The organism is Curtobacterium sp. MCBA15_005 (assembly GCF_001864855.1).
Lineage (GTDB): Bacteria > Actinomycetota > Actinomycetes > Actinomycetales > Microbacteriaceae > Curtobacterium > Curtobacterium flaccumfaciens.
Genome location: NZ_MJGL01000056.1, coordinates 204257 through 225845, shown reverse-complemented (window position 1 = coordinate 225845; position 21589 = coordinate 204257). Strand labels below are relative to the sequence as shown.

Here is a 21589-nt window from a genome sequence, read left to right as displayed (position 1 = left end):
GCTGGCTACGCGTCCCGACCGCGCACCGGCGTCCACGTCGGGTAGGTCGCCGAGCGCCCGTCGCCCGACGACGTGCGGGTGATCCGACGCTGTACCCACGGCAGGACGTACTCGCGGTAGTAGCGGAGTTCCTCGCCCAGGCGGGCCCGGGCGGCACCGGTGTCCGCGGGCTCGACCGGCGCGGGGCCGTCGAGGACCGCGTGCAGCGCCAGGTCCGCGACGCGCTGGTGCCCGGTGGCGTTCATGTGCAGCCGGTCGTCCGACCAGAACTCCGCGCGGCCGAGGTGCGGGTCGCGCGAGACGTCGACGAACGGCAGACCACGGCGTCGGGCGAGCGTGCCGAGCGCTTCGGCCCAGGCGTCACCGCGGCGGTTGATCAGGGAGCCCAGGGGCAGGCGGGCGCTCGGGTCGGCCGGGCTGAGGAGCGCCAGGCGGGCCCCGGTGGCCTCGACGCGGTCGGCGGCGGCCTCGACGAGCCCGATCAGCGCGTCCACGTCGAAGCGCGGGCGCAGCAGGTCGTTCCCGCCGGCGCAGAAGGTGATCAGGGTCGGCGCCGGGTCGAGCGCGAGGGCGGCCCCGAGCTGGCCGTCGAGGACCCCGGCGAGCAGCCGGCCGCGGACGGCGAGGTTCGCGTACGAGACGTGGGCGTCCGAGGCTCCCGCCATCGCGGTCGCGAGTCGTCCGGTCCAGCCGGGGAACGGAGCGGGTCCGGCATCGCCGATGCCCTCCGAGAAGCTGTCGCCGATCGCGACGTAGCGGATGGTGTCGTGCATGCGCCCATCATCGTGCACATGCCTGTGCAGGTTCCCGGCACGTCTGCCGTACCGGGAACCCGCTTCAGCGAACCCTCACAGCACCGACTTCGGCACCCGGTGCAGGGTGACCGCGCCGACGGCGGCGAAGGGGTGCAACGGGTCCGGGGCGGTCGAGCCGGTCGGCCCGCCGAGCTTCGAGTCACCGACCGCGCTGAGCACCGCGTAGGCGTCCTCGGCGGTCCAGCCGTGCTCGTCGACCAGGAACGCGAAGGCGTCCTCGTACCCGCGCCGGACGCTCTCCTGCACGGGGTCGCCGAGGCCGACGAACAGCCAGTCGTCGGCGGTCTCGATGCGCGGTGCGCGGAGCACCGGACCGCCCTTGACCAGGTCGACGGAGACGATCGCGGTGCCCTGGGCCTCGATGGCGACGAACGACGACTCGCCCTCGGCCATGAGTGCGTGGATGTCGCCGATCGACAGCAGTGCACCGGGGACCCGGACGGGCAGGGACACCGTCGAGCCGGGGCGGGCCTCGGTGACGTCCATGTTGCCGCCCTCCGGGTAGGCCGGCATGATCGTCGAGTTCTCGCCCTCGGCCGGGGCCGTCCCGATGCACCCGATCATCGGCCGGACGGGGAACCGGTGCCGGTCGGAAACCTGCACCGAGCCGTCCGAGATCGGGCAGCGGCGGGCGAAGACCCGGTCGCCCATCACGTGCTGCAGGGCCCCGGAGCCGGGCAGGGACACCGACCAGCCGTGCGTGGTCAGCTCGATGGCGTGGATGGTCACCACGAGGGTGTCGCCGGGTTCCGCCCCCTCGACGAACACCGGGCCGGTCACCGGGTTGATCGGTGCCTGCAGCTGCGCCATGTCGTGGTGCTGGTCGAGTTCGGCGTAGACGGCGTCGGTGGTCTCGAAGCCGATGGTCTCGCCGGTGCCGGGGCGGACCCGCAGCACGGGCTCCCGGTCGGCCGAGAACCCGGGGCGGCCGAGGGTGTTCGGCAGGAAGTGGTCCGGGGTCATCGTGCGTCCTCCGTCGTCGGTTCTGCTTCGGAGCCGACCTCGGTGGAACGGCCGGTGCGTCGGTAGTACAGGAACACGGCCGCGCCGACGATCAGCCAGATGATCCCGCCGACCTTCGCCTCGACCGCGGCGTTGAGCAGGACGTACCCGATGATCAGGAACCCGATCAGCGGCACGACCAGGTGCAGCAGCCAGTTGCGCGACTTCCCCTTGACGACGTGGTGCACGAAGACGGACACGTGCAGGAGCATGAAGCCGAACAGCGCGCCGAAGTTCACGAGCGACGAGATCGTGTCGATCTGCCCGACGAAGAACAGCACCAGGATCGCGGAGAGCACCGAGACGACGATGATCGCGTTCTGCGGCACCTGGCGCCCGTTGAGCTTGTGCAGGAACGCGGGCAGCTGACGGTCGCGGCTCATCGAGAAGAGCAGGCGGCTCGTCGCGGCCTGTGCTGCCATGGCGTTCGCGATGCCGACGGCGAGCACGTTGACGGCGAAGAACGCGGTCGCCCAGCCGCTCGACGAGGCCTGCTCGACGATGGTGAAGAAGGCGTTGCCGGCCTCGCTGTCCGAGAACGAGTCCCGCCCCGCGGCCAGGGCGGACGCGAGCCAGGTCTGCAGGATGAACAGGAACGCCACGATGACGAGCGCCAGGATCATCGCCGTGCCCGCTCCGCCACGACGGCCGGTGGACTCCTCGGACAGCGTCGAGATGCCGTCGAAGCCCAGGAAGCTCAGCACCGCGATCGACAGGGCCGAGGCGATGAGCGGCGCCGACACCTTGGCGGGGTCCCAGATCTGCTCGGTGCCGAACGACGCGTCGGGGATCGTGCCGCCGGTCAGCGCGACGATCGCGATGACGACGAAGATCGCGACGAAGACGAGCTCGATGAGCAGGAAGATGCGGTTCGCGAGCTTGAGCGAGGACACCCCGGCCAGGTTGATGACGGTGTTGATCGCGACGAACACGAGCGCCCACAGCCAGCGGGGCGTGCCCGGGAAGATGCCGACCATGCTCTCGGCGGCGAACACGTAGAGCAGCGTCGGGACGAGCAGGTAGTCGAGCAGGATCGCCCAGCCGGCGAAGAACCCGGCGGTGGGGTGGATGCCGCGGCCGACGTACGAGAACACGCTGCCGGCGAGGGGGATCGACTTCGCCATCTGCGCGTAGGCCAGGGCGGTGAAGATCATCGCGACGAGGCCGACGAGGTACACCAGCGGCACCATGCCGCTGGAGGCGTTGTAGACGGTCCCGAAGATCGCCCACGGGGCGATCGGGACCATGAAGACCAGGCCGTAGATGAGCAGGTCGGTGGTGGAGACGGAGCGCTTGAGCTCCTGCTTGTAGCCGTAGGCCTCGAGCTGCTGCTGTGCGGAGAGCTCACTGTGCTGCTGCGACATGTCGGGTTCCGTTTCGGGTGGAGGGACGGGTGCAGGGGGCGGTGCTGGGGGAAGGAGAACGGGTGGTGTCGTCGGGAAGGCGGGTGCGGCCGTTGTGGGTGGGGACTTCCTTCTCGGGAGGCGCGGGGCGGGCCCGTCCCGCGCCTCCAGGGAAGGTGGTGGCCGGGTCAGGCGTCGTCGTGCGCGGCCAGGAAGGTCGCGACGACCCGGCGGAACTCCGCCGGCTGCTCCAGGTGCGAGCAGTGGCTCGCGCCGGGGAAGACGTGCTGCCGGACGTCGGCGATCCGCTCGACGAACGGGGCCCACGTGGCGGGGGTGGCCTCGTCGTGCTCGCCGGCGACGACGAGCGTCGGCACGGCGACGCGGTCGAGCCGGTCGACGATGGTCCAGTCGCGCATCGTGCCGATGACGTGGAACTCGTTCGGGCCGTTCATCGTGTGGTAGACCGTCGGCTCGCGCTCCATCTGTTCCTCGGAGTCGACGAAGTCCCGCGGCATCGGGACCACGCGGCAGACGTGCCGCTCGTAGAAGACCTGCGTCGCCGCCAGGTACTCGGGGTCGTCGACGGTGCCGGCCGTCTCGTGCCGGGTCAGGGCGTCCTGCACGTCGGCGGGCAGCTGCGCGCGGAGCTCGGCGGCGCCGTCGACCCAGAGCTGCATCGATGCGGGGGAGTTGCAGATCGCCAGCGAGCGGAGGGCAGCGGGCTGCTGCACCGCGATCTCGGCGCCGAGCATGCCGCCCCACGACTGCCCGAGCACGTGGTGGTCGCCGAGCCCGAGGTGCTCGACCAGGGCGGCGTACTCGTCGACGAACAGCTGCGGCTGCCAGGTGTCGACCGGGGCGTCCGGGCGGTGGCTGCTCCGGCCGCAACCGAACTGGTCGTGGTGGACGACGGTCCGGCCGGTCTCGTCGGCCAGGGCCGCGAGGTTCCGGAGGTAGTCGTGTGCCATGCCGGGCCCGCCGTGCAGGACGACGAGGGGCAGCGCGCCGGCGACCGGGGTGTCGGGCGTGGTGACCCGGTACCAGGTCTCGCCGTCGCGGAACGGCATCGTGGATTCGGTGATGCTGGACATGGGGGTCAGCATGGAGCGGAAAAAGGTCCCACGCAATACCTTTTCTGCTGCCTTAACGTGGTCGTAACACCGCGAAGGGGGTCCGTGTGTCCGATCGTGCGACCGAGACGCGCGTCGACGAGGTCGAGGACCGCCTCGTGACCGCCGTCGCCGTGGGCGAGTACCTGCCCGGCGCGAACCTGCCGCCGGAACGCGAACTGGCCGGCCTGCTCGGCGTCGCCCGGGTCACCGTGCGGGGCGCGATCGCCCGGCTCGTCGAACGGGGGCTGCTCGAGACCCGTCGAGGCCGGGGCGGTGGCACGTTCGTCCGCACCGAGTGGCCGGACAGCTCATCGGACGCCGTCGGGCGGGTGCTGCTTGCCCGGTGGGAGGCGATCCAGGACACCGCCGACGCCATCGCGCTGCTGCACGGGGCGCTCGCGACGGCCGCCGCGGAACGGGTGACCCCGGAGGACGCCGCCCTGATCCGTGCACGGCTCGAGGTGTTCCGCGACGCCACCTCGGGTCTCGAGAAGCAGCAGGCCGACGCCGTGCTGCACCGGACGATCATCGACGCCGCGCGGAACGACGCCCTGCGGACGGCGCTCGCCGCGTTCGAGGCGCAGATCTCCATCGCCGCTCCGGCGCACCTGTGGGGCACGGCCGAGGGCATGGCGGAGATGGAGACCCGCGCGCTCCGCGAGCACGAGTCGCTGGTGGACGCGGTGTGTTCGGGGCGGGCGCCCGAGGCGGGCGTGATCGCCCGGCAGCACGTCGGGATCGACGTCGAACTGCTCGAACGGGCCGTGCGGCGGACGGGGCAGGTGCCCCGGCACTGAGGCGCGGTCCGTCGGTCGGTGTGGTGGTCGGTTGGCTGGTTCTTCGGTCGGTCGGTCGGTCGTCAGTGCACGGCGGGTGCCGGCACCGGGTAGACGTCGTCCGGCATCGGCCACGGGGCCCACTTCGGCCGCGGCGCGTACACCAGGTACGGCTGCGGCGTCGGGTAACTGACGAGCTCGAGCGTCGACCCCCACGGCGTGCGGGTGTACACGAACCGGTTGCCGGCCCCCGCCTCGTCACCACGCAGGTCGCGCGGGTCGGAGTTCCGGGTACCGCCGGCCGCCTCGACCCGGGCGAGCGTCTCGTCCAGGTCGTCGGCGTACATCGCCAGGTGCTGCCACCCCAGGTCGGACGGGTGTGCGGCGTTCCGCTGCTCGGGCCCCAGGTACTCGAACAGCTCGAGCCCCGGCCCCTCCGGCAGCGCGAGCATCCGCATGGCCCCCTGCGCCATGGTGCTCGGGATGCCGAGGTAGCCGTGCGCCTCGGAACTGCTGTTCGGCGTCTCGTCACGACGTCGCATGTCGTACAGGACGACGGCGTCGAACGCCGCCTCGAAGAACTGCGTGGCTGCGTCGATGTCCGGCACCGTGACGCCCACGTGGTCGATCCTGATTCCCCTGCTCATGGTCGATTCGTACCACCGGCGGTCACCGCTCCTCGGGTCCGTGCGGCGTCCGTGCGGGGTCGGTGCCCATCGATGCGGCAAGCCGCAGCGCGGCTCCGGGCGCGGTCGGCGCCGGTCTCGGCGGCCGTTCCGGAACGGTCGTTCCAGGACGGGGTGCGGGACACACGACCGTTACACGAGGGAAACGGCGGGGGCGAAGTCGCTCCGTAGCTTCGTGCTCAAGCACGCACCGCCCCGCTTCCCACTCCCTCGGAGGACGCCATGGCTACCGACATCGCGACACCAGTCGCCGCGCCCCACGCCCCCACCACGACCGCCGCTCCCGCCCCAGCGGGTGCCGGTGTCGTCAAGCCCGGGTACGACCCGGCGCTCACAAACGAGGACCTCGCCCCGCTGCGCGAGCAGCGCTGGACGAGCTACAACTTCTTCGCGTTCTGGATGTCCGACGTGCACTCGGTCGGCGGCTACGTCACCGCCGGGTCGCTCTTCGCCCTCGGCATCGCGAGCTGGCAGGTGCTCATCGCCCTGGTGGTCGGCATCCTCATCGTGCAGGTCTTCGCCAACCTGGTCGCCAAGCCGTCGCAGCGCACCGGTGTGCCGTACCCGGTGATCAACCGCGCGGTGTTCGGGGTGCTCGGCGCGAACGTCCCCGCCATCATCCGCGGCCTCATCGCGATGGCCTGGTACGGCGTGCAGACCTTCCTCGCCGCCCAGTCGCTGAACATCATCTTCCTCAAGTTCATCCCGGCGTCCGCGGGGCTGCTCGACCACTCGTTCCTCGGGCTGTCGGCCCTGGGCTGGATCTCGTACGCGATCCTCTGGGTGGCGCAGGGCGCGCTGTTCTGGATGGGCATGGAGGCCATCAAGCGGTTCATCGACTGGGCCGGACCGGCGGTCTACGTGGTGATGATCGCGCTCGCGGTCTACCTGGTCAGCCAGGCGGGCATCGGCAACATCTCGTTCACCCTGTCGGTCGGCGAGCCACTGTCCTTCGGGGCGTCGATCCCGGTGATGCTGTCCGCGGTCGCCCTGGTGGTCAGCTACTTCTCGGGCCCGATGCTGAACTTCGGGGACTTCTCGCGCTACGGCCGGTCGTTCCGTGCGGTCAAGCGCGGCAACTTCTGGGGGCTGCCGATCAACTTCCTGTTCTTCTCGGTCCTGACGGTGCTCTGCGCCAGTGCGACGGTGCCGGTGTTTGGCAAGCTCATCACCGACCCGATCGAGACCGTGCAGGCCATCGGTGCCCCGTTCGCGATCCTGCTCGGCGGCCTGACGTTCGTCACCGCGACCGTCGGCATCAACATCGTGGCGAACTTCATCAGCCCCGCGTTCGACTTCTCGAACGTGGCACCCCGGAAGATCTCGTGGCGGGCCGGTGGCATGATCGCCGCGGTCGGCTCGGTGCTCCTCACCCCGTGGAACTGGTACGGCAACGACCAGGCGATCCTGTACACGCTCGGGGTGCTCGGTGCGCTGATCGGCCCGCTGTTCGGCATCCTCATCGCGGGCTACTACATCGTCGGCAAGCAGCGCATCGCGATCGACGACATGTACTCCACGAGCCGCACCGCCCGGTACTGGTACCGCGGCGGGTTCAACCCGAACGCCATCTGGACCCTCGTGGTCACCGGTGCGGTCTCGGTCGCGAGCGCAGTCCTGCCCCCGGCGCTCGGCGTGCTGCCGTGGCTGGCGAGCTACAGCTGGTTCATCGGGTGCGGCCTGGGCCTCGTCGTCTTCTGGGCGCTCGAGCGTGCCCGGCCGAGCATGCCCGTGCTCGACGCGGACGACCCGACGGTCGACGACGGCGCGGCCGTCGGTCGCGCCTGACCGCCGGCGTCGCGGCCCGTCCTCCACAGGGCGGGTCGCGGCGCTCGGTCGTCCACAGATCCGAGACCCGGCCGGGAGGCCCGCCCCGCCCCCGCCACGATGGTCACCACCCGGCGTCACCCGTTCCACGGCTCCACTCGCTCCACCGGAAGGACCCCGATGCGCATCCGCGTCGTCAACCCCAACACCACCGCGTCGATGACGCGGTCGATCGGCGTCGCCGCCCGTGCCGTCGCCGCTCCCGGCACGCTGATCGAACCGGTCGAGCCCACGATGGGGCCGGCCTCGATCGAGAGCCACTACGAAGAGGCCCTGGCCGTGCCCGGGTTGCTCGAGCAGATCGCCCGCGGGGAGCAGGACGGGGTGGACGCCTTCGTCGTCGCCTGCTTCGGGGACCCGGGGCTCGACGCCGCGCGGGAGCTCGCGACGGTGCCGGTGATCGGGATCGCCGAGGCCGGGTTCCACGCCGCCGCGATGCTCGGCCGCCGGTTCGGCGTCGTCACCACCCTGGCGCGGACGACCGGCCGAGCCCACGAGCTCGCCCAGCGCTACGGCTTCGCCCCGCTCGTCACGGAGATCCGGGCGTGCGAGGTCCCGGTGCTCGAGCTCGACGACCCCGAGTCCGGTGCCCGTGCGCTCGTGATCGAGGAGTGCCGAGCGGTCATCGACGGGGGAGCCGACGCCGTCGTGCTCGGGTGCGCGGGCATGGCCGACTTCTGCGCCGAGGTCTCGCTGGCCATCGGGGCACCGGTCGTCGACGGCGTCGCGGCGGCCACGGTCCTGGCGGAGTCGCTCGTCCGGCTCGGGTTGTCCACGGGCAAGCGCGGCGAGTACGCCCTGCCGCCGGTGAAGGCGATGTCGGGGCTGCTGGCGGGCTTCGAACGCCACCCGGCGGCGATCGCGACGGCCGGGGCGGGCGCATGACGGGCCTCCCGGCGGGCGACACGGCAGACCTGGTCGTCCGCGCGCAGCGAGCCTGGGTCGACGGCGCCTTCCGCCCGGCCGCGGTCATCGTCCACGACGGCCGCATCACCGGCGTCCTGCCCGTCGACGCGGTCGTCGACGCCGTGCAGGACCACACCGTGCCGGACGGGCAGGTGCTGCTCCCCGGACTCGTCGACACCCACGTGCACGTCAACGAGCCCGGCCGCACCGAGTGGGAGGGCTTCGCGTCCGCGACCCGGGCCGCTGCGATGGGCGGGGTCACCACGATCGTGGACATGCCGCTCAACTCGATCCCCGCGACGACCACGGTCGAGGCGCTCGCCGTCAAGCGTGCGAGCGCCGAGGGCCGGGTGGCGGTCGACGTCGGGTTCTGGGGCGGCGCGGTCCCCGCGAGTCTCGGGTCGCTCGACGCCCTGCACGACGCCGGCGTCTTCGGGTTCAAGTGCTTCACGGCACCGAGCGGTGTCGACGAGTTCCCGCACCTCGACCCCGAGCAGCTCCGAGCCGCGATCGCCGAGGTCGCCCGGATCGACGCCCTGCTGATCGTGCACGCCGAAGACCCGGAGCACCTCGTGCCCCACCGGGCGCTCGGTGGCCGGTACGCCGACTTCCTGGCCACCCGGCCCGTCGCCGCCGAACGGTCCGCGATCGCGCAGGTCATCGACGGCGCGCGGGCGACCGGTGCGCGGGTGCACGTGCTGCACCTGTCCGACGCGGGTGCGCTGCCGATGCTCCGTGCCGCGAAGGACGACGGCGTCCGGATCACGGTCGAGACCTGTCCGCACTACCTGTCGTTCGAGGCGGGCACGATCCCGGACGGCGCGACCGCCTACAAGTGCTGCCCACCGATCCGCGACGACGCCAACCGCGACGCGCTGTGGGCGGGCGTGCTCGACGGCACGATCGACCTCGTCGTGTCGGACCACTCGCCCTCCACCGCCGACCTGAAGACCGACGACTGGGGCCTGGCCTGGGGCGGGGTCGCCGGCCTGCAGGTCGGGTTCCGGGCGGTGTGGACCGAGGCCGAGCGCCGAGGGATCCCGCTCGAGGCGCTGCTGCCGCTGTTCACGACCGGTCCGGCCGCCCTGGTCGGGCTGCGCGACCGCGGGGTGATCGCTCCCGGTGCCCTGGCGCACTTCGCCGTGTTCGACCCGTCCGCCGAGTCCGTCGTCGACGTCGCCGGGCTCGAGCACCGCAACCCGGTGTCCGCGTTCGACGGGCTCCGCGTGCGCGGCAGCGTCACCGAGACCTGGCTCCGTGGCCGTCGCATCGCCACGGCGGACGACGGTGTGGTCGGCGTCGAGGGGCAGCTGGCCGAACGGCCCGTGCTCGCGGCGGAAACACCCCTGTAACGATCGTTCCGGTATCGTCAGATCAGGAACGGAAGGAACCAGCATGCTCCCAGTGAACCCACCCGCCCGTCTCCTCATGGGGCCCGGTCCGATCGACGCCGACCCGCGCGTGCTCCGTGCGCTGTCGACGCCGCTCGTCGGCCAGTACGACCCGTGGATGACCTCGACGATGAACGAGACGCAGGCGCTCTACCGCCGCGTGTTCGGCACCCGCAACGACGCGACGCTGCTCGTGGACGGCACCTCGCGTGCGGGGATCGAAGCGGTGCTGGTGTCGCTGCTCGCCCCGGGTGACCGCGTGCTCGTGCCGGTGTTCGGCCGGTTCGGGCACCTGCTCGCCGAGATCGCCGGCCGTGCGGGTGCCGAGGTCCACACCATCGAGACCGACTGGGGCCAGGTCTTCACGCCGTCCGCCATCGAGTCGGCGATCGCCCGCGTCCGTCCGAAGGTGCTGGCGGTCGTGCAGGGCGACACCTCGACCACGATGAACCAGCCGCTCGACGAACTCGGTGCGATCTGCGAGCGGTACGGCGTCCTGCTCTACACCGACGCCACCGCGACGGTCGGCGGCAACCCGCTCGAGGTCGACGCCTGGGGGATCGACGCCGTGAGCGCCGGGCTGCAGAAGTGCCTCGGCGGCCCGTCCGGCAGCGCACCCGTCACGCTGTCGCCGGGGGCCGTGGCCGTGCTCGACGAGCGGCGGAGCGTCGAGGCCGGCATCCGCGAACCCGGTGACGACGTCGCCGACGAACCGATCCGGTCGAACTACCTCGACCTCGCGATGATCCTCGACTACTGGGGCCCCCGCCGCCTGAACCACCACACCGAGGCCGCTTCGATGCTCTACGCGGCCCACGAGTGCGCCCGCATCCTGCTCGAGGAAGGCCGCGACGCCGTCGTCGCCCGCCACGAGACCGCCGGGCGGGCGATGCTCGCCGGGGTGCAGGCCCTCGGACTCACGGTCTTCGGCGACGTCGCCCACAAGATGCACAACGTCGTCGCCGTCGAGATCCCCTCCGACGTCGTCGGCGACCAGGTCCGCGGCGCGATGCTCGACGACCACGGGATCGAGATCGGCACCTCGTTCGGGCCGCTGCACGGACGGGTCTGGCGCATCGGCACGATGGGCTACAACGCCCGGAAGGACACCGTGGTCACGACCCTGGCCGCGCTCGAGCACACCCTGCGCCGGGCCGGGCACGCGGTCCCGCACGGGGGCGGTGTCGATGCCGCACTCGACGTCTTCCGCGACGACACCGCCGCGGTCGCTCCCGCCGGGGCCGAGGTGCTCGCGTGAGCGCCGTGCCCGTCCTGAACGCCACCGCCGTGGGCACCGCCGACGCCGAACTCGTCGCCCGCTGGTGCGACGAGCTCGCCGCCCTCAGCGCCGAACCGGGCCGCATCACCCGCGTCTACCTGTCACCGGAGCACGCCCGGGCGAACGCCCTCGTCGCGGGCTGGATGCAGGACGCCGGACTGTCCACCTGGCAGGACGCCGCCGGCAACCTGCACGGCCGGGCCGCGGGCGCGACGCCCGACGCGCCCGTGCTGCTGCTCGGCTCGCACCTGGACACCGTGGTGGACGCCGGCCGGTACGACGGCGTCGTCGGGGTGCTCATGGCCATCCGCACCGCCGCCCGGCTCACCGCCGACGGTCCGCTGCCCGTCGCGCTCGAGGTCATCGCGTTCTCCGACGAAGAGGGCACGCGCTTCGGCAAGGCCCTGCTCGGTTCGTCCGCGGTGGCCGGCGTCTGGGACGACGCCTGGTGGGAGCTGGCCGACGGTGACGGCGTCACGCTCCGGCAGGCCTTCACCGACTTCGGCCTCGACCCGGAGCGCGTCGGCGACGCCGCGGTCGACCCGGCCTCGGTGGTCGGCTACCTCGAGGCGCACATCGAGCAGGGGCCGTACCTCGAACAGGCCGGGCAGGCCCTCGGGGTCGTCACGAGCATCGCGAGTGCCCGCCGGTTCTCGGTCGAGGCCGTTGGAGAGGCCCGGCACGCCGGTGGCACCCCCTACGAGCGCCGGCACGACGCCCTGCTCGCCGCCGCCGAGGCCGCGCTCGCGGTGGAACGCATCTGCCGGGCCTCGCACCAGGTCGGCACCGTCGGCACGATGACCGTCGAACCCGGAGCCGTCAACGTCGTCCCCGGGCTCGCACGGTTCTCGGTCGACCTGCGCGGCGAGTTCGACGACGAGCGCGACGAGGTCTGGGACGAACTCACCAAGGCCTTCACGCTCATCGGTGAACGACGCGGGGTGAGCGTCACCCCGACCGAGGTGCACCGTGCGCCCGCGGTGTTCTGCTCGCCCCGGCTGATGGACGCCGTCCGCGCCGGGATCGCGTCGACGGGCGAGACCGCGCCCATGGAGCTGTTCTCACGAGCCGGCCACGACGCGATGTCGCTCGGGCTCGTGACCGACGTGGCGATGCTGTTCCTCCGGAACCCCGACGGCATCAGCCACCACCCGGACGAGTTCGTGTCGACGCCGGACATCGCCCTCGGCCTCGACGCCCTGGCCGTCGCCGTCGACCGGGTGGCCCGCGCATGAGCACCGCCGGCCCCGACGTCCGCGCCCGGATCGACTCCGTGTGGGAACAGCTCTCGCCCGCCGAACGACGCGTCGCCGCCATGGTCCGCCACGACCCCGAACTCCTGCTCGTCGGCACCTCCGCCGAACTCGCGGCCGAGTCGGGCACCTCGAAGGCCACCGTCTCGCGACTCGTCCGGTCGCTGGGGTTCCAGGACGCCGCCGAGGTCCGGCAGAACCTGATGTCTGCACGGGGCTCGGGCCTGCCGTGGGTCGCCGAGGACGCCGCCCACGTCGACCAGCGCGCGGTCGAGGCGCGCAACCTCGACGCGGCCTTCGCGTCGCTCGGCCGAGCGGACCGCCCGCGGCTGGCCCGTCGGATCGTCCGCGCCCGCCGCGTGCTCGTCCTCGGTGAGCGCGGCGCCTACCCGATCGCGCTGCAACTGCGGTCCCAGCTGGCGCAGGTGCGGTCCGACGTCCGGGTCGGTCCGTCGCCCGGTCAGCGGCTCGGGGAAGAGGTCGCCGACCTCGATCGGCACGACCTCGTGGTCCTGGTGACCGTGCGTCGGCACACCGCCGGGGTCGAGCGGATCGTCCGGCACTGCGTCGACTCCGGGGCCGACGTCATCGTCCTCGGCGACCCGACGGCCGCGGTCATCGCCGCGCCGGCGGCCACCGCGATCCTGTGCCCGGTCGATTCGCCGTCGGCGTTCGACTCGATGGCCGCGCTGTTCGCCGTCGTCGCCGCGATCACGAACGACGTCTACGACGCCTCCGGCCCCGGTGGCCGGGTGCGGGTCGACGCCGTCGCCGCCGCCTACGACGCGCTGGGGGAGCTCGCTGCGCCCTGATCGCCGTCGGATCCGGCGCGCTGCTCGGCACGCAGTTCGGCGGCGAGCGAGGCGTTGCGGTCGGCGATGAGCCGCGGCATGTACCGGGCCAGGGCGAGCACCTCGGCCAGGCGGCCCAGCGGGCCGAGCGGCGCGCGGAGCGTGATGGTGTCGACCATGCGCGTGCCGCCGGCCGACGGCTCGAAGCGGTGCTCGTGGTGGAACCGGGCGAACGGCCCACGCACCTGTTCGTCGACGAACCGGTGCGGTGCCTCCAGGTCGGTGATCCCGCTCGTCATCCGCCAGACGATCCCGAAGTGCCGCGCACGCCAGGTGACGGTCTCGCCCAGGCCGATCGTGCCGGCCGTCGTGCCGGCGACGGCGCGCTCGTCGGTCGCGGCCATCGATCGCTCGTGCGCGCCGATGTCGAGTGACAGCGCGAAGGCGCGCTCCGGCGGAAGCGGCAGGTCCGTCACGACCCGGAACGAGACGGTCACGACGCCGGCCAGACCGTCGCGGCGGACCGATCGTCGTCGTGCAGCGCGGCGGCGAGCAACTGGTCGTGCCGGCTGCCGCGGTGCAGAACACTCGACCGGGTACGTCCTTCGAACCGCAGACCGAGCCGTTGGGCGACCGCGGCCGACGCGGTGTTCGTGGCGATCGCGCGCCACTGGACCCGGAGGAGACCGAGTCCCTCGGGCACTCCGGCGAAGGCCCAGTGCAGCACGCGCTCGGCGGCCTCGGTCATGATGCCGGAGCCGCGACCGTCCGGGTGCATGGCGTAGCCGATCTCGGCGGCCCCGTCGGCGAAGGCGAACAGGCCGACCGTGCCGAGCAGCCTGAGGTCGTCCGCGCGCCGGATCCCGAACTCGTACCGGCTGTCCGCCGCCCAGCCGGCCGCGACGACGTCCGTGATCCAGTACCGTGCCTCAGCATGCCCGTACGGCACCGGCACTGGGGTGTACGCGATCACGTCCGGGTCGTTGGCGTAGGCCACCACGTCGTCGGCGTCGCCGAGCTCGGGGGCCGAGAGCACCAGTCGCTCGGTGCGGAGGGTGACGGGCTGCACGGTTCGAGCCTAGCCACGACGGCGCGGGCGGTAGCGTCGGGGGATGACGTTCGACGCGCTCCCGTTCCCGGTCATCGACGGCCACAACGACCTGCCGTGGGAGCGCCGTGACAGTCACGACTCCGGCGTCGAGGGCATCGACACCGAGACCGACTCGCTGCACACCGACATCCCGAAGCTCCGCGCCGGCGCCGTCGTCGGGCAGTTCTGGTCGGTGTTCGTGCCCGCGGACGACCCGGACCCCGTGACGACGACACTGCAGCAGGTCGACCTCGCACACCGGATCATCGAGCGTTACCCCGACGACCTCGCGCTCGCCCGCACCGCCGCCGAGGTCCGTGCCGCCGTCGACTTGGGCCGGATCGCGTCGCTGCTCGGCGCCGAGGGCGGGCACTCGATCGGCGACGACCTCGCGGTGCTCCGGACCCTCGCGCGGCTCGGCGTCCGCTACATGACGCTCACCCACAACGACGACACCCCCTGGGCCGACTCCGCGACCGGGGAGCGGGCGCACGGCGGCCTGACCGACCGCGGGCGGCAGGTCGTCGCCGAGATGGAGCGGATCGGCATGCTCGTCGACCTGTCCCACACCGCACCGGCCACCATGCGGGACACCCTCGACGTGGCGACCCGGCCTGTCGTGTTCAGCCACTCGTCGACCGTCGCGATCGACGACCACCCGCGGAACGTGCCCGACGACGTGCTCGCCCGGTTGGCCGACAACGGTGGCGTGGTGATGATCACGTTCGTGCCGAAGTTTGTGTCGCGAGCATGGGCGGACTGGGAGGAGTCGGGCATGTCCGGCGAGCCACCCCTGGTCACGGTGTCGGACGTCGCCGACCACGTCGAGCACGCGCGCGACGTCGCCGGTGTGGCGCACCTGGGCCTCGGCGGTGACTACGACGGCACCCCGGTGCTGCCGCCGGACCTGCGGGACGTGTCGCGGTACCCGGTGCTCGCGGCGGAGCTCGTCCGGCGCGGCTGGGGCGAGTCGGACCTGCGTGCGCTGGCCGGCGGCAACGTGCTGCGGGTGCTCGAGGCGACCGACGAGCGGTTCGCCCGGACGGCGTTCGTGCGCTGACCCGGTGGGGCGCGGAGGCGTGGCCCGAGGAAGCGGCAACCGGTCCACAGCGTGTGGACCGATTGCTGGGCGCGCACGCGCCGTCGCGGACAGGACCGCCTGGGGTCCGGTCGCTAGGATCGGGCGCACACCGCGCCTCCAGGAAGAGCGATGCGCGACCTGAGCTGCGAAGGACGGACCGGATGAGCGGCACCATCTACGAGAACATCTCCCAGGCGTTCGGCAACACCCCGCTCGTCAAGCTGAACCGGCTGCCGAAGGCGGGCGGGGCCGAGGTGCTCGCGAAGCTCGAGTTCTACAACCCGGGCGCCAGCGTGAAGGACCGTCTGGGCGTCGCGATCATCGACGCGGCCGAGGCCTCCGGTGCGCTGCAGGCCGGTGGCACCATCGTCGAGGGCTCGTCCGGCAACACCGGCATCGCCCTGGCACTGGTCGGCGCTGCTCGCGGGTACCGGGTCGTCATCACGATGCCCGAGACGATGAGCGTCGAACGCCGTGCGGTGATCCGTGCGTACGGGGCCGAGATCGTCCTGACCCCCGGGCCCGAGGGCATGAAGGGTGCGGTCGCCAAGGCCGAGTCGATCGTCGCGGAGACCCCCGGCGCGATCCTCGCCCACCAGTTCGAGACGGCTGCGAACGCCGAGATCCACCGGAAGACCACGGCGGAGGAGATCCTCCGTGACACCGAGGAGCACGTCGACGTGTTCGTCGCCGGTGTCGGCACCGGCGGCACGATCACCGGTGTCGGGCAGGTGCTCAAGGAGCGCGTGCCCGGCGTGCAGATCGTCGCCGTGGAGCCGAAGGACTCGCCCCTGCTCACCGAGGGCAAGGCCGGTCCGCACAAGATCCAGGGCATCGGCGCGAACTTCGTGCCCGAGGTCCTCGACCAGAGCGTCATCGACGAGGTGTTCGACGTCGAGCTCGACGACGCGCTCCGGGTGGCCCGTGCCCTGGCGACGCAGGAGGGCATCCTGTCGGGCATCTCGTCCGGCGCGATCATCCACGCGGCGCTCGAGATCGCCGCACGCCCCGAGAACGCCGGCAAGCGGATCGTCGCCATCGTGTGCGACACCGGAGAGCGCTACCTGTCGACGGTGCTCTTCGAGGGGCTCACTGCGTGAGTCGTCCTCTTCGACGAGGCGTGCTGCGGACCATCCGGGAGGACCTGTCCGCAGCACGCCGCGGTGACCCCGCCGCCCGGGGCGACCTGGAGAACGCGATCGTCTACTCCGGGTTGCACGCTATCTGGACGTACCGGGTGACCCATCGTCTCTGGAACGCACAGGGGCTGCCCGGGTCCCGGTTCGCGGCCCGGCTGCTCGGGCAGGTCGCACGGTCGGTCACCGGCATCGAGATCCACCCCGGCGCGCGCATCGGCCGCCGGTTCTTCATCGACCACGGAATGGGTGTCGTCATCGGCGAGACCGCGGTCATCGGCGACGACGTGCTCGTGTTCCACGGTGTCACCCTGGGCGGACGCGGGGGCGACCACGGCCCGGGGGCACGTCGGCACCCGGTGGTGGGGGACCGCGTGGTGCTCGGCGCCGGGTCGTCGCTGATCGGGGCGATCACGATCGGTCCGGACTCCGTCGTCGGCGCCAACACCGTGGTGACGAAGGACGTCCCGGCGGGGTCGGTCGTCACCGGGGTCGCCGGGACTCCGCGTCCCCGGTCCGGGCACGAGGGCGTCCCGACGCTCTGACCGCGCCGGGCGCACGCCGGCCGTGGGCGCACGCCGGGCACGCAAGACACCGGTGTTCGCGCATCGCACCGCGGTGTGCGGGTGTTCAGCACGCGAACACCGGTGTCGTGCCGGTGTCACCGAGCGCGAGCGAGCGTCAGCTCTTCTCGCAGGCGATGCCGTCCTTGTCGCGGTCGAGCTTGGCGTTCGCCTTGTACAGGGCGTCGTCCTTCTTGACCGTGCCCTTGAGCGCACGGGTGGTGGTCTTGCCGCCGGAGGCGACCTTGTTGCTCGTGACGGACTTCTTGGCGATGCCACCGGAGTACACCTTCTGCACCGCGGTGCAGTTGGCGTAGGACTTCGGTGCCGCCTGCGCGGTCGAGGTCCCGCCGACGACGACGGTGGTCGCGAGGACGGCGGTGGCGGCGGCGATGCCGAGGGTACGGATGATGCGCACGGGTTCCCCCTGGAACTGGTGGTGATCGCGCGAGCGACCGCCGCGTCGGGTACGCGGCGTGGTGATCCTACGACGTGATCGAGGCTCACGACCCGCCCCCGAACGGGGTGCCCTGTCGGCGGCCTGCGGCATCCTGGTCAGATGGACGGCGAGCAGCTGCACGAGATCGCGAGCAGCACGGCCCTGGGGCTGCCGGCGGCACTCGAAACCCAGCCGTTCGGCGAGGGCTCGGTGGTCTACAAGGTCGTCGGCAAGATGTTCGTGATGGTGACCGAGGTCCGTGGGACCCCGATCGTGAACCTCAAGTGCGCGCCGCCGCACGGGGCGGCGCTGGTGCGCGACCACGACGAGATCACGCCGGGGTGGCACATGAACAAGCGGCACTGGATCACGTTGGCACCGGGCGACGGCATCGACGAGACCCTGGTCGAGGACCTCGTGGCGAACGCCTACGACCTGGTGGTCGCCGGGCTGCCCGTGGCGAAGCGTCCGATCGACCCCTCGCGCGGCGTGCTACCGGCCTGATCGGGCTCGAAGGGCTCGAAGGGCTCGACGGGCTCGACGGGCTCGTCGGGATCAGACTCGCGCGGCGACTTTCGACAGGTCCTGGACGACCTTCGGCGCCAGGCGCTCGCCCGACTCGAGCACGGCCCGCGCACGATCGGGTGCCAGGTCGCCGAAGATCTCGCCGATGGTCACCCCGTGTTCCGGCCGGTACGTCACCTCGATGGGGTCACCCGCGGCGACCGAACCGGACTTGACCACGCGGAAGTACGCCCCCGGCCGCCCCTCGTCGGCGAACCGCTTCACCCACTTGTCGACCCCCATGCGCCGGGCGAAGGTGCCGCAGGGCGTGCGGGGGACCGTCACCTCGAGCACGAGGGTGTCGCCGATCCGCCAGCGTTCCCCGGTCACGGCCCCGGTCACGTCGATGCCCCTGGTGCGGAGGTTCTCGCCGAACAGGCCGGGCGGGACCTCGCGCTCGAGCAGGTCGGCGAAGTACGCGGCGTCCTCGTCGGCGTAGGCGTACACGGCCTGGTCCACACCGCCGTGGTACTTGCGGTTCGCCTGCACGTCGGCGCGCAGGCCGAGCGGCCGGACCCGGACGCTCCCGGTGACCGGGCGCTTGTCGATGGCGGTGACGCCGATGATGCCGGAATCCGGCAGCAGGCGGTCGACGCGGCAGACGGCGGTGACGAGCGACATGGTGCCAACTCTGGCGCACACACGCCGCCGCACCAAGCAGGGCCGCGCACGGCCCGGCGGATCGGGATGAATGACCCAAGCGGTCGAGCGAGCACCGGTCCTACGGTGAAGGGGCTTCGGTCTCCCGCCGATCGGGAGGCAGCGGCCAGTCCGCGTCACATGTGGAGCAGGAACTCACGGAGGTTCACGATGGCGTTCGTCACCACGAGCGATGGTGCAGAGATCTTCTACAAGGACTGGGGGCCGCGCGAGGCGCAGCCGATCGTCTTCCACCACGGATGGCCCCTGTCCTCGGACGACTGGGACGCGCAGATGCTGTTCTTCCTGGGCGAGGGCTACCGGGTGATCGCGCACGACCGCCGCGGGCACGGGCGTTCGTCGCAGATCGGCACCGGTCACGACATGGACCACTACGCGAGTGACACGGATGCGGTCGTGCAGCACCTCGACCTGCAGAACGCGGTCCACATCGGGCACTCCACCGGTGGTGGTCAGGTCGCACGCTACGTCGCCCAGTACGGCGAACCGCAGGGCCGTGTCGCCAAGGCCGTCCTGGTGTCGTCGGTGCCGCCGATCATGCTGCAGAGCGACACCAACCCCGAGGGCACGCCGATCTCGGTGCTCGACGGGTTCCGGAGCGCACTCGCCGCGAACCGCGCCGAGTTCTTCCAGGCCGTCGCCGAGGGACCGTTCTACGGGTTCAACCGTCCGGGCGTGGAGGTCTCCGCCCCGGTCGTCGCGAACTGGTGGCGTCAGGGGATGACGGGCAGCGCCTTGGCCCACTACGAGGGCATCAAGGCGTTCTCCGAGACGGACCAGACTGAGGACCTCAAGGCGATCTCCGTCCCGGTCCTGGTCACGCAGGGCGACGACGACCAGGTCGTGCCGTACAAGGCGGCCTCGCTCAAGCAGGCCGAGCTGCTCAGCAACGCCACGCTCAAGATCTACGAGGGGTACCCGCACGGGATGCTGACGACCCACGCGGACGTCATCAACCCCGACCTGCTCGCCTTCATCCAGCAGTAGGACGAGCCGACAAGCACGACGTCAGGGGCGCACACCGGAACTGTCCGGGTGCGCCCCTGACGTCGTGTGTGACGAAACGGGTGCGACGCACGTCCCATCGGTGACCACACCACGAGGAGCCGACGTGACCCGCACCGCTGCAGTCCCCAGGAACGCCCCCGCACACGTGCTCGCCCTGGCGCGTGTCCGCGCGCTCGCCGCCCGGCCGGCCGGACCCTTCAGGGTCGTGCCGGCACACCGGCGCACCCAGCCGTTCACCATCCACCACCAGTAGAAGGAACGCGTGCACCACCAGTCCCTCGCCGAGCTCGACGACGCGGTCCTCGCCGGCCGGTCGTCCGACGGCGACGTCCGGGCCTTCGAGGTCCTGATCCGTCGCCACACCCCGCTGCTCCGCGCCTACGCCCGTCGGACCCTCGGTTCCACCGACGAACTCGACGACGTCGTGCAGGAGACCTTCATCACCGCGTGGGACCGCCTCGACTCCCTCGAGGACCTCGCGCGCGTGAAGTCGTGGTTGATGCGCATCCTGAGCCGGAAGTGCCTCGACCGGATCCGCGCGCGGCGCGTCCACGACGACGTCACCGAGCTCGAGGTCGCTGCGCCGGCCGACGACGCACCCGACCGGGTCGCTGAGGCGCGCTCGCGCGAGGACGCGGTCGAACGTGCGCTGGCCGAACTGCCCGAAGCCCAACGACGGTGCTGGATCATGAAGGAGGTGCTCGAGTACCGGTACGACGAGATCGCCGCCGAACTCGACCTGCCGCCCTCGACGGTCCGGGGACTGCTGTCCCGAGCGAGGAAGAACATGATCCGACTCATGGAGGGATGGCGATGACCGACCACGACGGCATCCGGCCGGACCTGCCCGACAGCCCCGAAGCACTCGACGCCCTCGAACCCGGTGACCTGGACGGCCACTCGATCGACGAACTCGCCGACTACCTCGACGCCGGCATGCAGCCGGCGGACCCGAGCATCGACGACTCGCCCGCCTGCCAGAACGCCCTGGCCGCGATCATCCGCGTCCGCCACGCGTCGCTCCGCTCGCTCGAGGCGGCCGCCCGCGACGAGGCCCCGGCCGACGAGTCCTGGATCAGCGGCGTCCTGGCGAACATCTCGATCGAGTCCCGCTCCGGTCGCGACGTCCCGCTCCGCCCCCTGTCCGAGACCGAGCGCCCCGTGATGACCGAGGGGGCCATCCGTTCCCTCATCCGCCGCACCGGTGACGAGGTCCCCGGCGTCCTGGTGGCCCGCTGCCACCTCGACGGCGACGTCACCGAACTCGCGTCCCCGATCCGGGTGGTCGTCGAGATCGCGATCGCGTCCGGCCCCTCGATCCCCGCGACCGCCGAGCTGGTCCGCACCGCCGTGGCCGGCGCCCTGGCCGAGCAGACCGACCTGCTCGTCGAGGCGGTCGACGTCGTCGTCCGCGACCTGCTGCCGGACCCCGAGCCCGGCACCGACCCCGAGGAGGCCCGATGAGCACCACCGACGAGACCCTCGCCGCGATCGAGGCCGCCGTGCTCGAGGTCCCCGGCGTCACCGACCTGTACCGCTCCCGCCCGACGGTCGCGAGCGCCGTGCAGGCGGTCCGCAGCATCGCCACGAGCACCGGACCGCTCCGGATCGTCATCGACGACGGCGCCCTGCGTGTCGTCATCGGCACCGACGGCTTCCGCCCGGCCCCCGAGGTCGCACGCGCCGTCCACGACGTCGCCCTGGCGACCGCGGCGGCGCACGGTCTGGCGCTCAGTCGCGTCGACGTGCGCGTCGCGCGGGTGGGCTGACCGCGACCACAGATCGGACGCCAGGCCCGTGGCGACGCCGCCACGGGCCTCCCGTCCGCCGTGGGCGCAGCTGACCCCGGCACACGCGACCCGAC

General features: G+C 72.0%; 25 protein-coding genes. 16 read left to right on the top strand and 9 right to left on the bottom strand.

Features of this window, described 5'->3' with window-relative positions:
- Positions 1–5: 5 nt before the first annotated feature.
- The 4 genes from BIU89_RS14770 to BIU89_RS14755 all read right to left on the bottom strand — a co-directional run bounded on the left by BIU89_RS14770 (position 6) and on the right by BIU89_RS14755 (position 4254).
- Entirely contained in the window at positions 6–773 is a 768-nt protein-coding gene (locus BIU89_RS14770; RefSeq protein ID WP_083404395.1) for an SGNH/GDSL hydrolase family protein, read from the bottom strand.
- A 75-nt stretch (positions 774–848) separates the two neighbouring features.
- On the bottom strand, positions 849–1778 hold the full coding sequence (locus BIU89_RS14765) for an acetamidase/formamidase family protein (RefSeq protein WP_071247644.1): 930 nt from the start codon (positions 1776–1778) through the stop codon (positions 849–851).
- Positions 1775–3181: an APC family permease gene (locus BIU89_RS14760; RefSeq protein WP_027466251.1), complete on the bottom strand. Its 1407-nt coding sequence runs from the start codon at positions 3179–3181 to the stop codon at positions 1775–1777. The genes BIU89_RS14765 and BIU89_RS14760 overlap by 4 nt, the downstream gene beginning before the upstream one ends.
- Positions 3182–3348: 167 nt before the next feature.
- The gene (locus BIU89_RS14755) at positions 3349–4254 is read right to left on the bottom strand and encodes a proline iminopeptidase-family hydrolase (protein WP_254791654.1); all 906 of its coding nucleotides are present in this window, start codon (positions 4252–4254) and stop codon (positions 3349–3351) included.
- A gap of 86 nt (positions 4255–4340) precedes the next feature.
- Here BIU89_RS14755 and BIU89_RS14750 point away from each other — a divergent pair, with 86 nt between their 5' ends.
- Positions 4341–5072, top strand: coding sequence for a FadR/GntR family transcriptional regulator (locus tag BIU89_RS14750; RefSeq protein ID WP_071247638.1), 732 nt, complete (start codon positions 4341–4343; stop codon positions 5070–5072).
- Positions 5073–5134: 62 nt separating this feature from the next.
- Here BIU89_RS14750 and BIU89_RS14745 read toward each other — a convergent pair whose 3' ends face one another.
- On the bottom strand, positions 5135–5698 hold the full coding sequence (locus tag BIU89_RS14745) for a VOC family protein (protein ID WP_035808811.1): 564 nt from the start codon (positions 5696–5698) through the stop codon (positions 5135–5137).
- Positions 5699–5959: 261 nt separating this feature from the next.
- Here BIU89_RS14745 and BIU89_RS14740 point away from each other — a divergent pair, with 261 nt between their 5' ends.
- The 6 genes from BIU89_RS14740 to BIU89_RS14715 all read left to right on the top strand — a co-directional run bounded on the left by BIU89_RS14740 (position 5960) and on the right by BIU89_RS14715 (position 13205).
- Positions 5960–7525 carry an NCS1 family nucleobase:cation symporter-1 gene (locus tag BIU89_RS14740; RefSeq protein WP_035808813.1) on the top strand — a complete coding sequence of 522 codons (1566 nt, stop codon included), beginning with the start codon at positions 5960–5962 and terminating at the stop codon, positions 7523–7525.
- Between the two features lie 159 nt (positions 7526–7684).
- The gene (locus BIU89_RS14735; protein WP_071247636.1) at positions 7685–8449 is read left to right on the top strand and encodes an aspartate/glutamate racemase family protein; all 765 of its coding nucleotides are present in this window, start codon (positions 7685–7687) and stop codon (positions 8447–8449) included.
- A complete protein-coding gene (gene allB / locus BIU89_RS14730; RefSeq protein ID WP_071247634.1) occupies positions 8446–9822 on the top strand; it encodes an allantoinase AllB in 1377 nt (458 codons plus the stop codon). Before BIU89_RS14735 ends, allB begins: the two co-directional genes overlap by 4 nt.
- Positions 9823–9865: 43 nt before the next feature.
- Entirely contained in the window at positions 9866–11119 is a 1254-nt protein-coding gene (locus tag BIU89_RS14725) for a pyridoxal-phosphate-dependent aminotransferase family protein (protein ID WP_071247631.1), read from the top strand.
- On the top strand, positions 11116–12375 hold the full coding sequence (locus tag BIU89_RS14720; protein ID WP_071247628.1) for an allantoate amidohydrolase: 1260 nt from the start codon (positions 11116–11118) through the stop codon (positions 12373–12375). Before BIU89_RS14725 ends, BIU89_RS14720 begins: the two co-directional genes overlap by 4 nt.
- Entirely contained in the window at positions 12372–13205 is an 834-nt protein-coding gene (locus tag BIU89_RS14715; RefSeq protein ID WP_027466258.1) for a MurR/RpiR family transcriptional regulator, read from the top strand. The genes BIU89_RS14720 and BIU89_RS14715 overlap by 4 nt, the downstream gene beginning before the upstream one ends.
- Here BIU89_RS14715 and BIU89_RS14710 read toward each other — a convergent pair.
- Complete coding sequence (locus tag BIU89_RS14710; RefSeq protein WP_083404394.1) at positions 13172–13681, bottom strand: SRPBCC family protein; 510 nt, start codon at positions 13679–13681, stop codon at positions 13172–13174. The genes BIU89_RS14715 and BIU89_RS14710 overlap by 34 nt on opposite strands.
- Positions 13678–14253 carry a GNAT family N-acetyltransferase gene (locus BIU89_RS14705; protein WP_071247625.1) on the bottom strand — a complete coding sequence of 192 codons (576 nt, stop codon included), beginning with the start codon at positions 14251–14253 and terminating at the stop codon, positions 13678–13680. Before BIU89_RS14705 ends, BIU89_RS14710 begins: the two co-directional genes overlap by 4 nt.
- A 43-nt stretch (positions 14254–14296) precedes the next feature.
- Between BIU89_RS14705 and BIU89_RS14700 the strand changes: the two genes are divergently transcribed.
- The 3 genes from BIU89_RS14700 (at position 14297) to epsC (ending at position 17036) form a co-directional block, all read left to right on the top strand.
- Complete coding sequence (locus BIU89_RS14700; protein WP_071247622.1) at positions 14297–15334, top strand: dipeptidase; 1038 nt, start codon at positions 14297–14299, stop codon at positions 15332–15334.
- 182 nt (positions 15335–15516) lie between these two features.
- Positions 15517–16455: a cysteine synthase A gene (gene cysK / locus BIU89_RS14695; protein WP_027466262.1), complete on the top strand. Its 939-nt coding sequence runs from the start codon at positions 15517–15519 to the stop codon at positions 16453–16455.
- 20 nt (positions 16456–16475) lie between these two features.
- Positions 16476–17036, top strand: coding sequence for a serine O-acetyltransferase EpsC (gene epsC / locus BIU89_RS14690; protein ID WP_027466263.1), 561 nt, complete (start codon positions 16476–16478; stop codon positions 17034–17036).
- Between the two features lie 136 nt (positions 17037–17172).
- Here the strand turns inward: epsC and BIU89_RS14685 are convergent, their stop codons facing one another.
- Positions 17173–17472 (bottom strand): excalibur calcium-binding domain-containing protein, encoded by a 300-nt coding sequence (locus tag BIU89_RS14685; protein WP_197019649.1) that lies wholly within the window; start codon positions 17470–17472, stop codon positions 17173–17175.
- A 141-nt stretch (positions 17473–17613) separates the two neighbouring features.
- On the opposite strand from BIU89_RS14685, the gene BIU89_RS14680 reads away from it, so the two are divergent.
- Positions 17614–17997 carry an MmcQ/YjbR family DNA-binding protein gene (locus BIU89_RS14680; RefSeq protein ID WP_071247619.1) on the top strand — a complete coding sequence of 128 codons (384 nt, stop codon included), beginning with the start codon at positions 17614–17616 and terminating at the stop codon, positions 17995–17997.
- 51 nt (positions 17998–18048) lie between these two features.
- Here BIU89_RS14680 and BIU89_RS14675 read toward each other — a convergent pair whose 3' ends face one another.
- Positions 18049–18678 carry an MOSC domain-containing protein gene (locus BIU89_RS14675; protein WP_071247616.1) on the bottom strand — a complete coding sequence of 210 codons (630 nt, stop codon included), beginning with the start codon at positions 18676–18678 and terminating at the stop codon, positions 18049–18051.
- Between the two features lie 189 nt (positions 18679–18867).
- Between BIU89_RS14675 and BIU89_RS14670 the strand changes: the two genes are divergently transcribed.
- From BIU89_RS14670 to BIU89_RS14655, 5 genes are all read left to right on the top strand, one after another.
- Positions 18868–19704 (top strand): alpha/beta fold hydrolase, encoded by an 837-nt coding sequence (locus BIU89_RS14670; RefSeq protein WP_071247613.1) that lies wholly within the window; start codon positions 18868–18870, stop codon positions 19702–19704.
- A 124-nt stretch (positions 19705–19828) separates the two neighbouring features.
- Positions 19829–19978: a hypothetical protein gene (locus BIU89_RS18685; RefSeq protein ID WP_155896873.1), complete on the top strand. Its 150-nt coding sequence runs from the start codon at positions 19829–19831 to the stop codon at positions 19976–19978.
- A 9-nt stretch (positions 19979–19987) separates the two neighbouring features.
- Positions 19988–20542, top strand: coding sequence for an RNA polymerase sigma factor (locus tag BIU89_RS14665; RefSeq protein WP_027466268.1), 555 nt, complete (start codon positions 19988–19990; stop codon positions 20540–20542).
- Positions 20539–21189 (top strand): hypothetical protein, encoded by a 651-nt coding sequence (locus tag BIU89_RS14660; protein WP_138803912.1) that lies wholly within the window; start codon positions 20539–20541, stop codon positions 21187–21189. Before BIU89_RS14665 ends, BIU89_RS14660 begins: the two co-directional genes overlap by 4 nt.
- Entirely contained in the window at positions 21186–21494 is a 309-nt protein-coding gene (locus tag BIU89_RS14655) for a hypothetical protein (protein WP_071247610.1), read from the top strand. Before BIU89_RS14660 ends, BIU89_RS14655 begins: the two co-directional genes overlap by 4 nt.
- Positions 21495–21589: the final 95 nt, after the last annotated feature.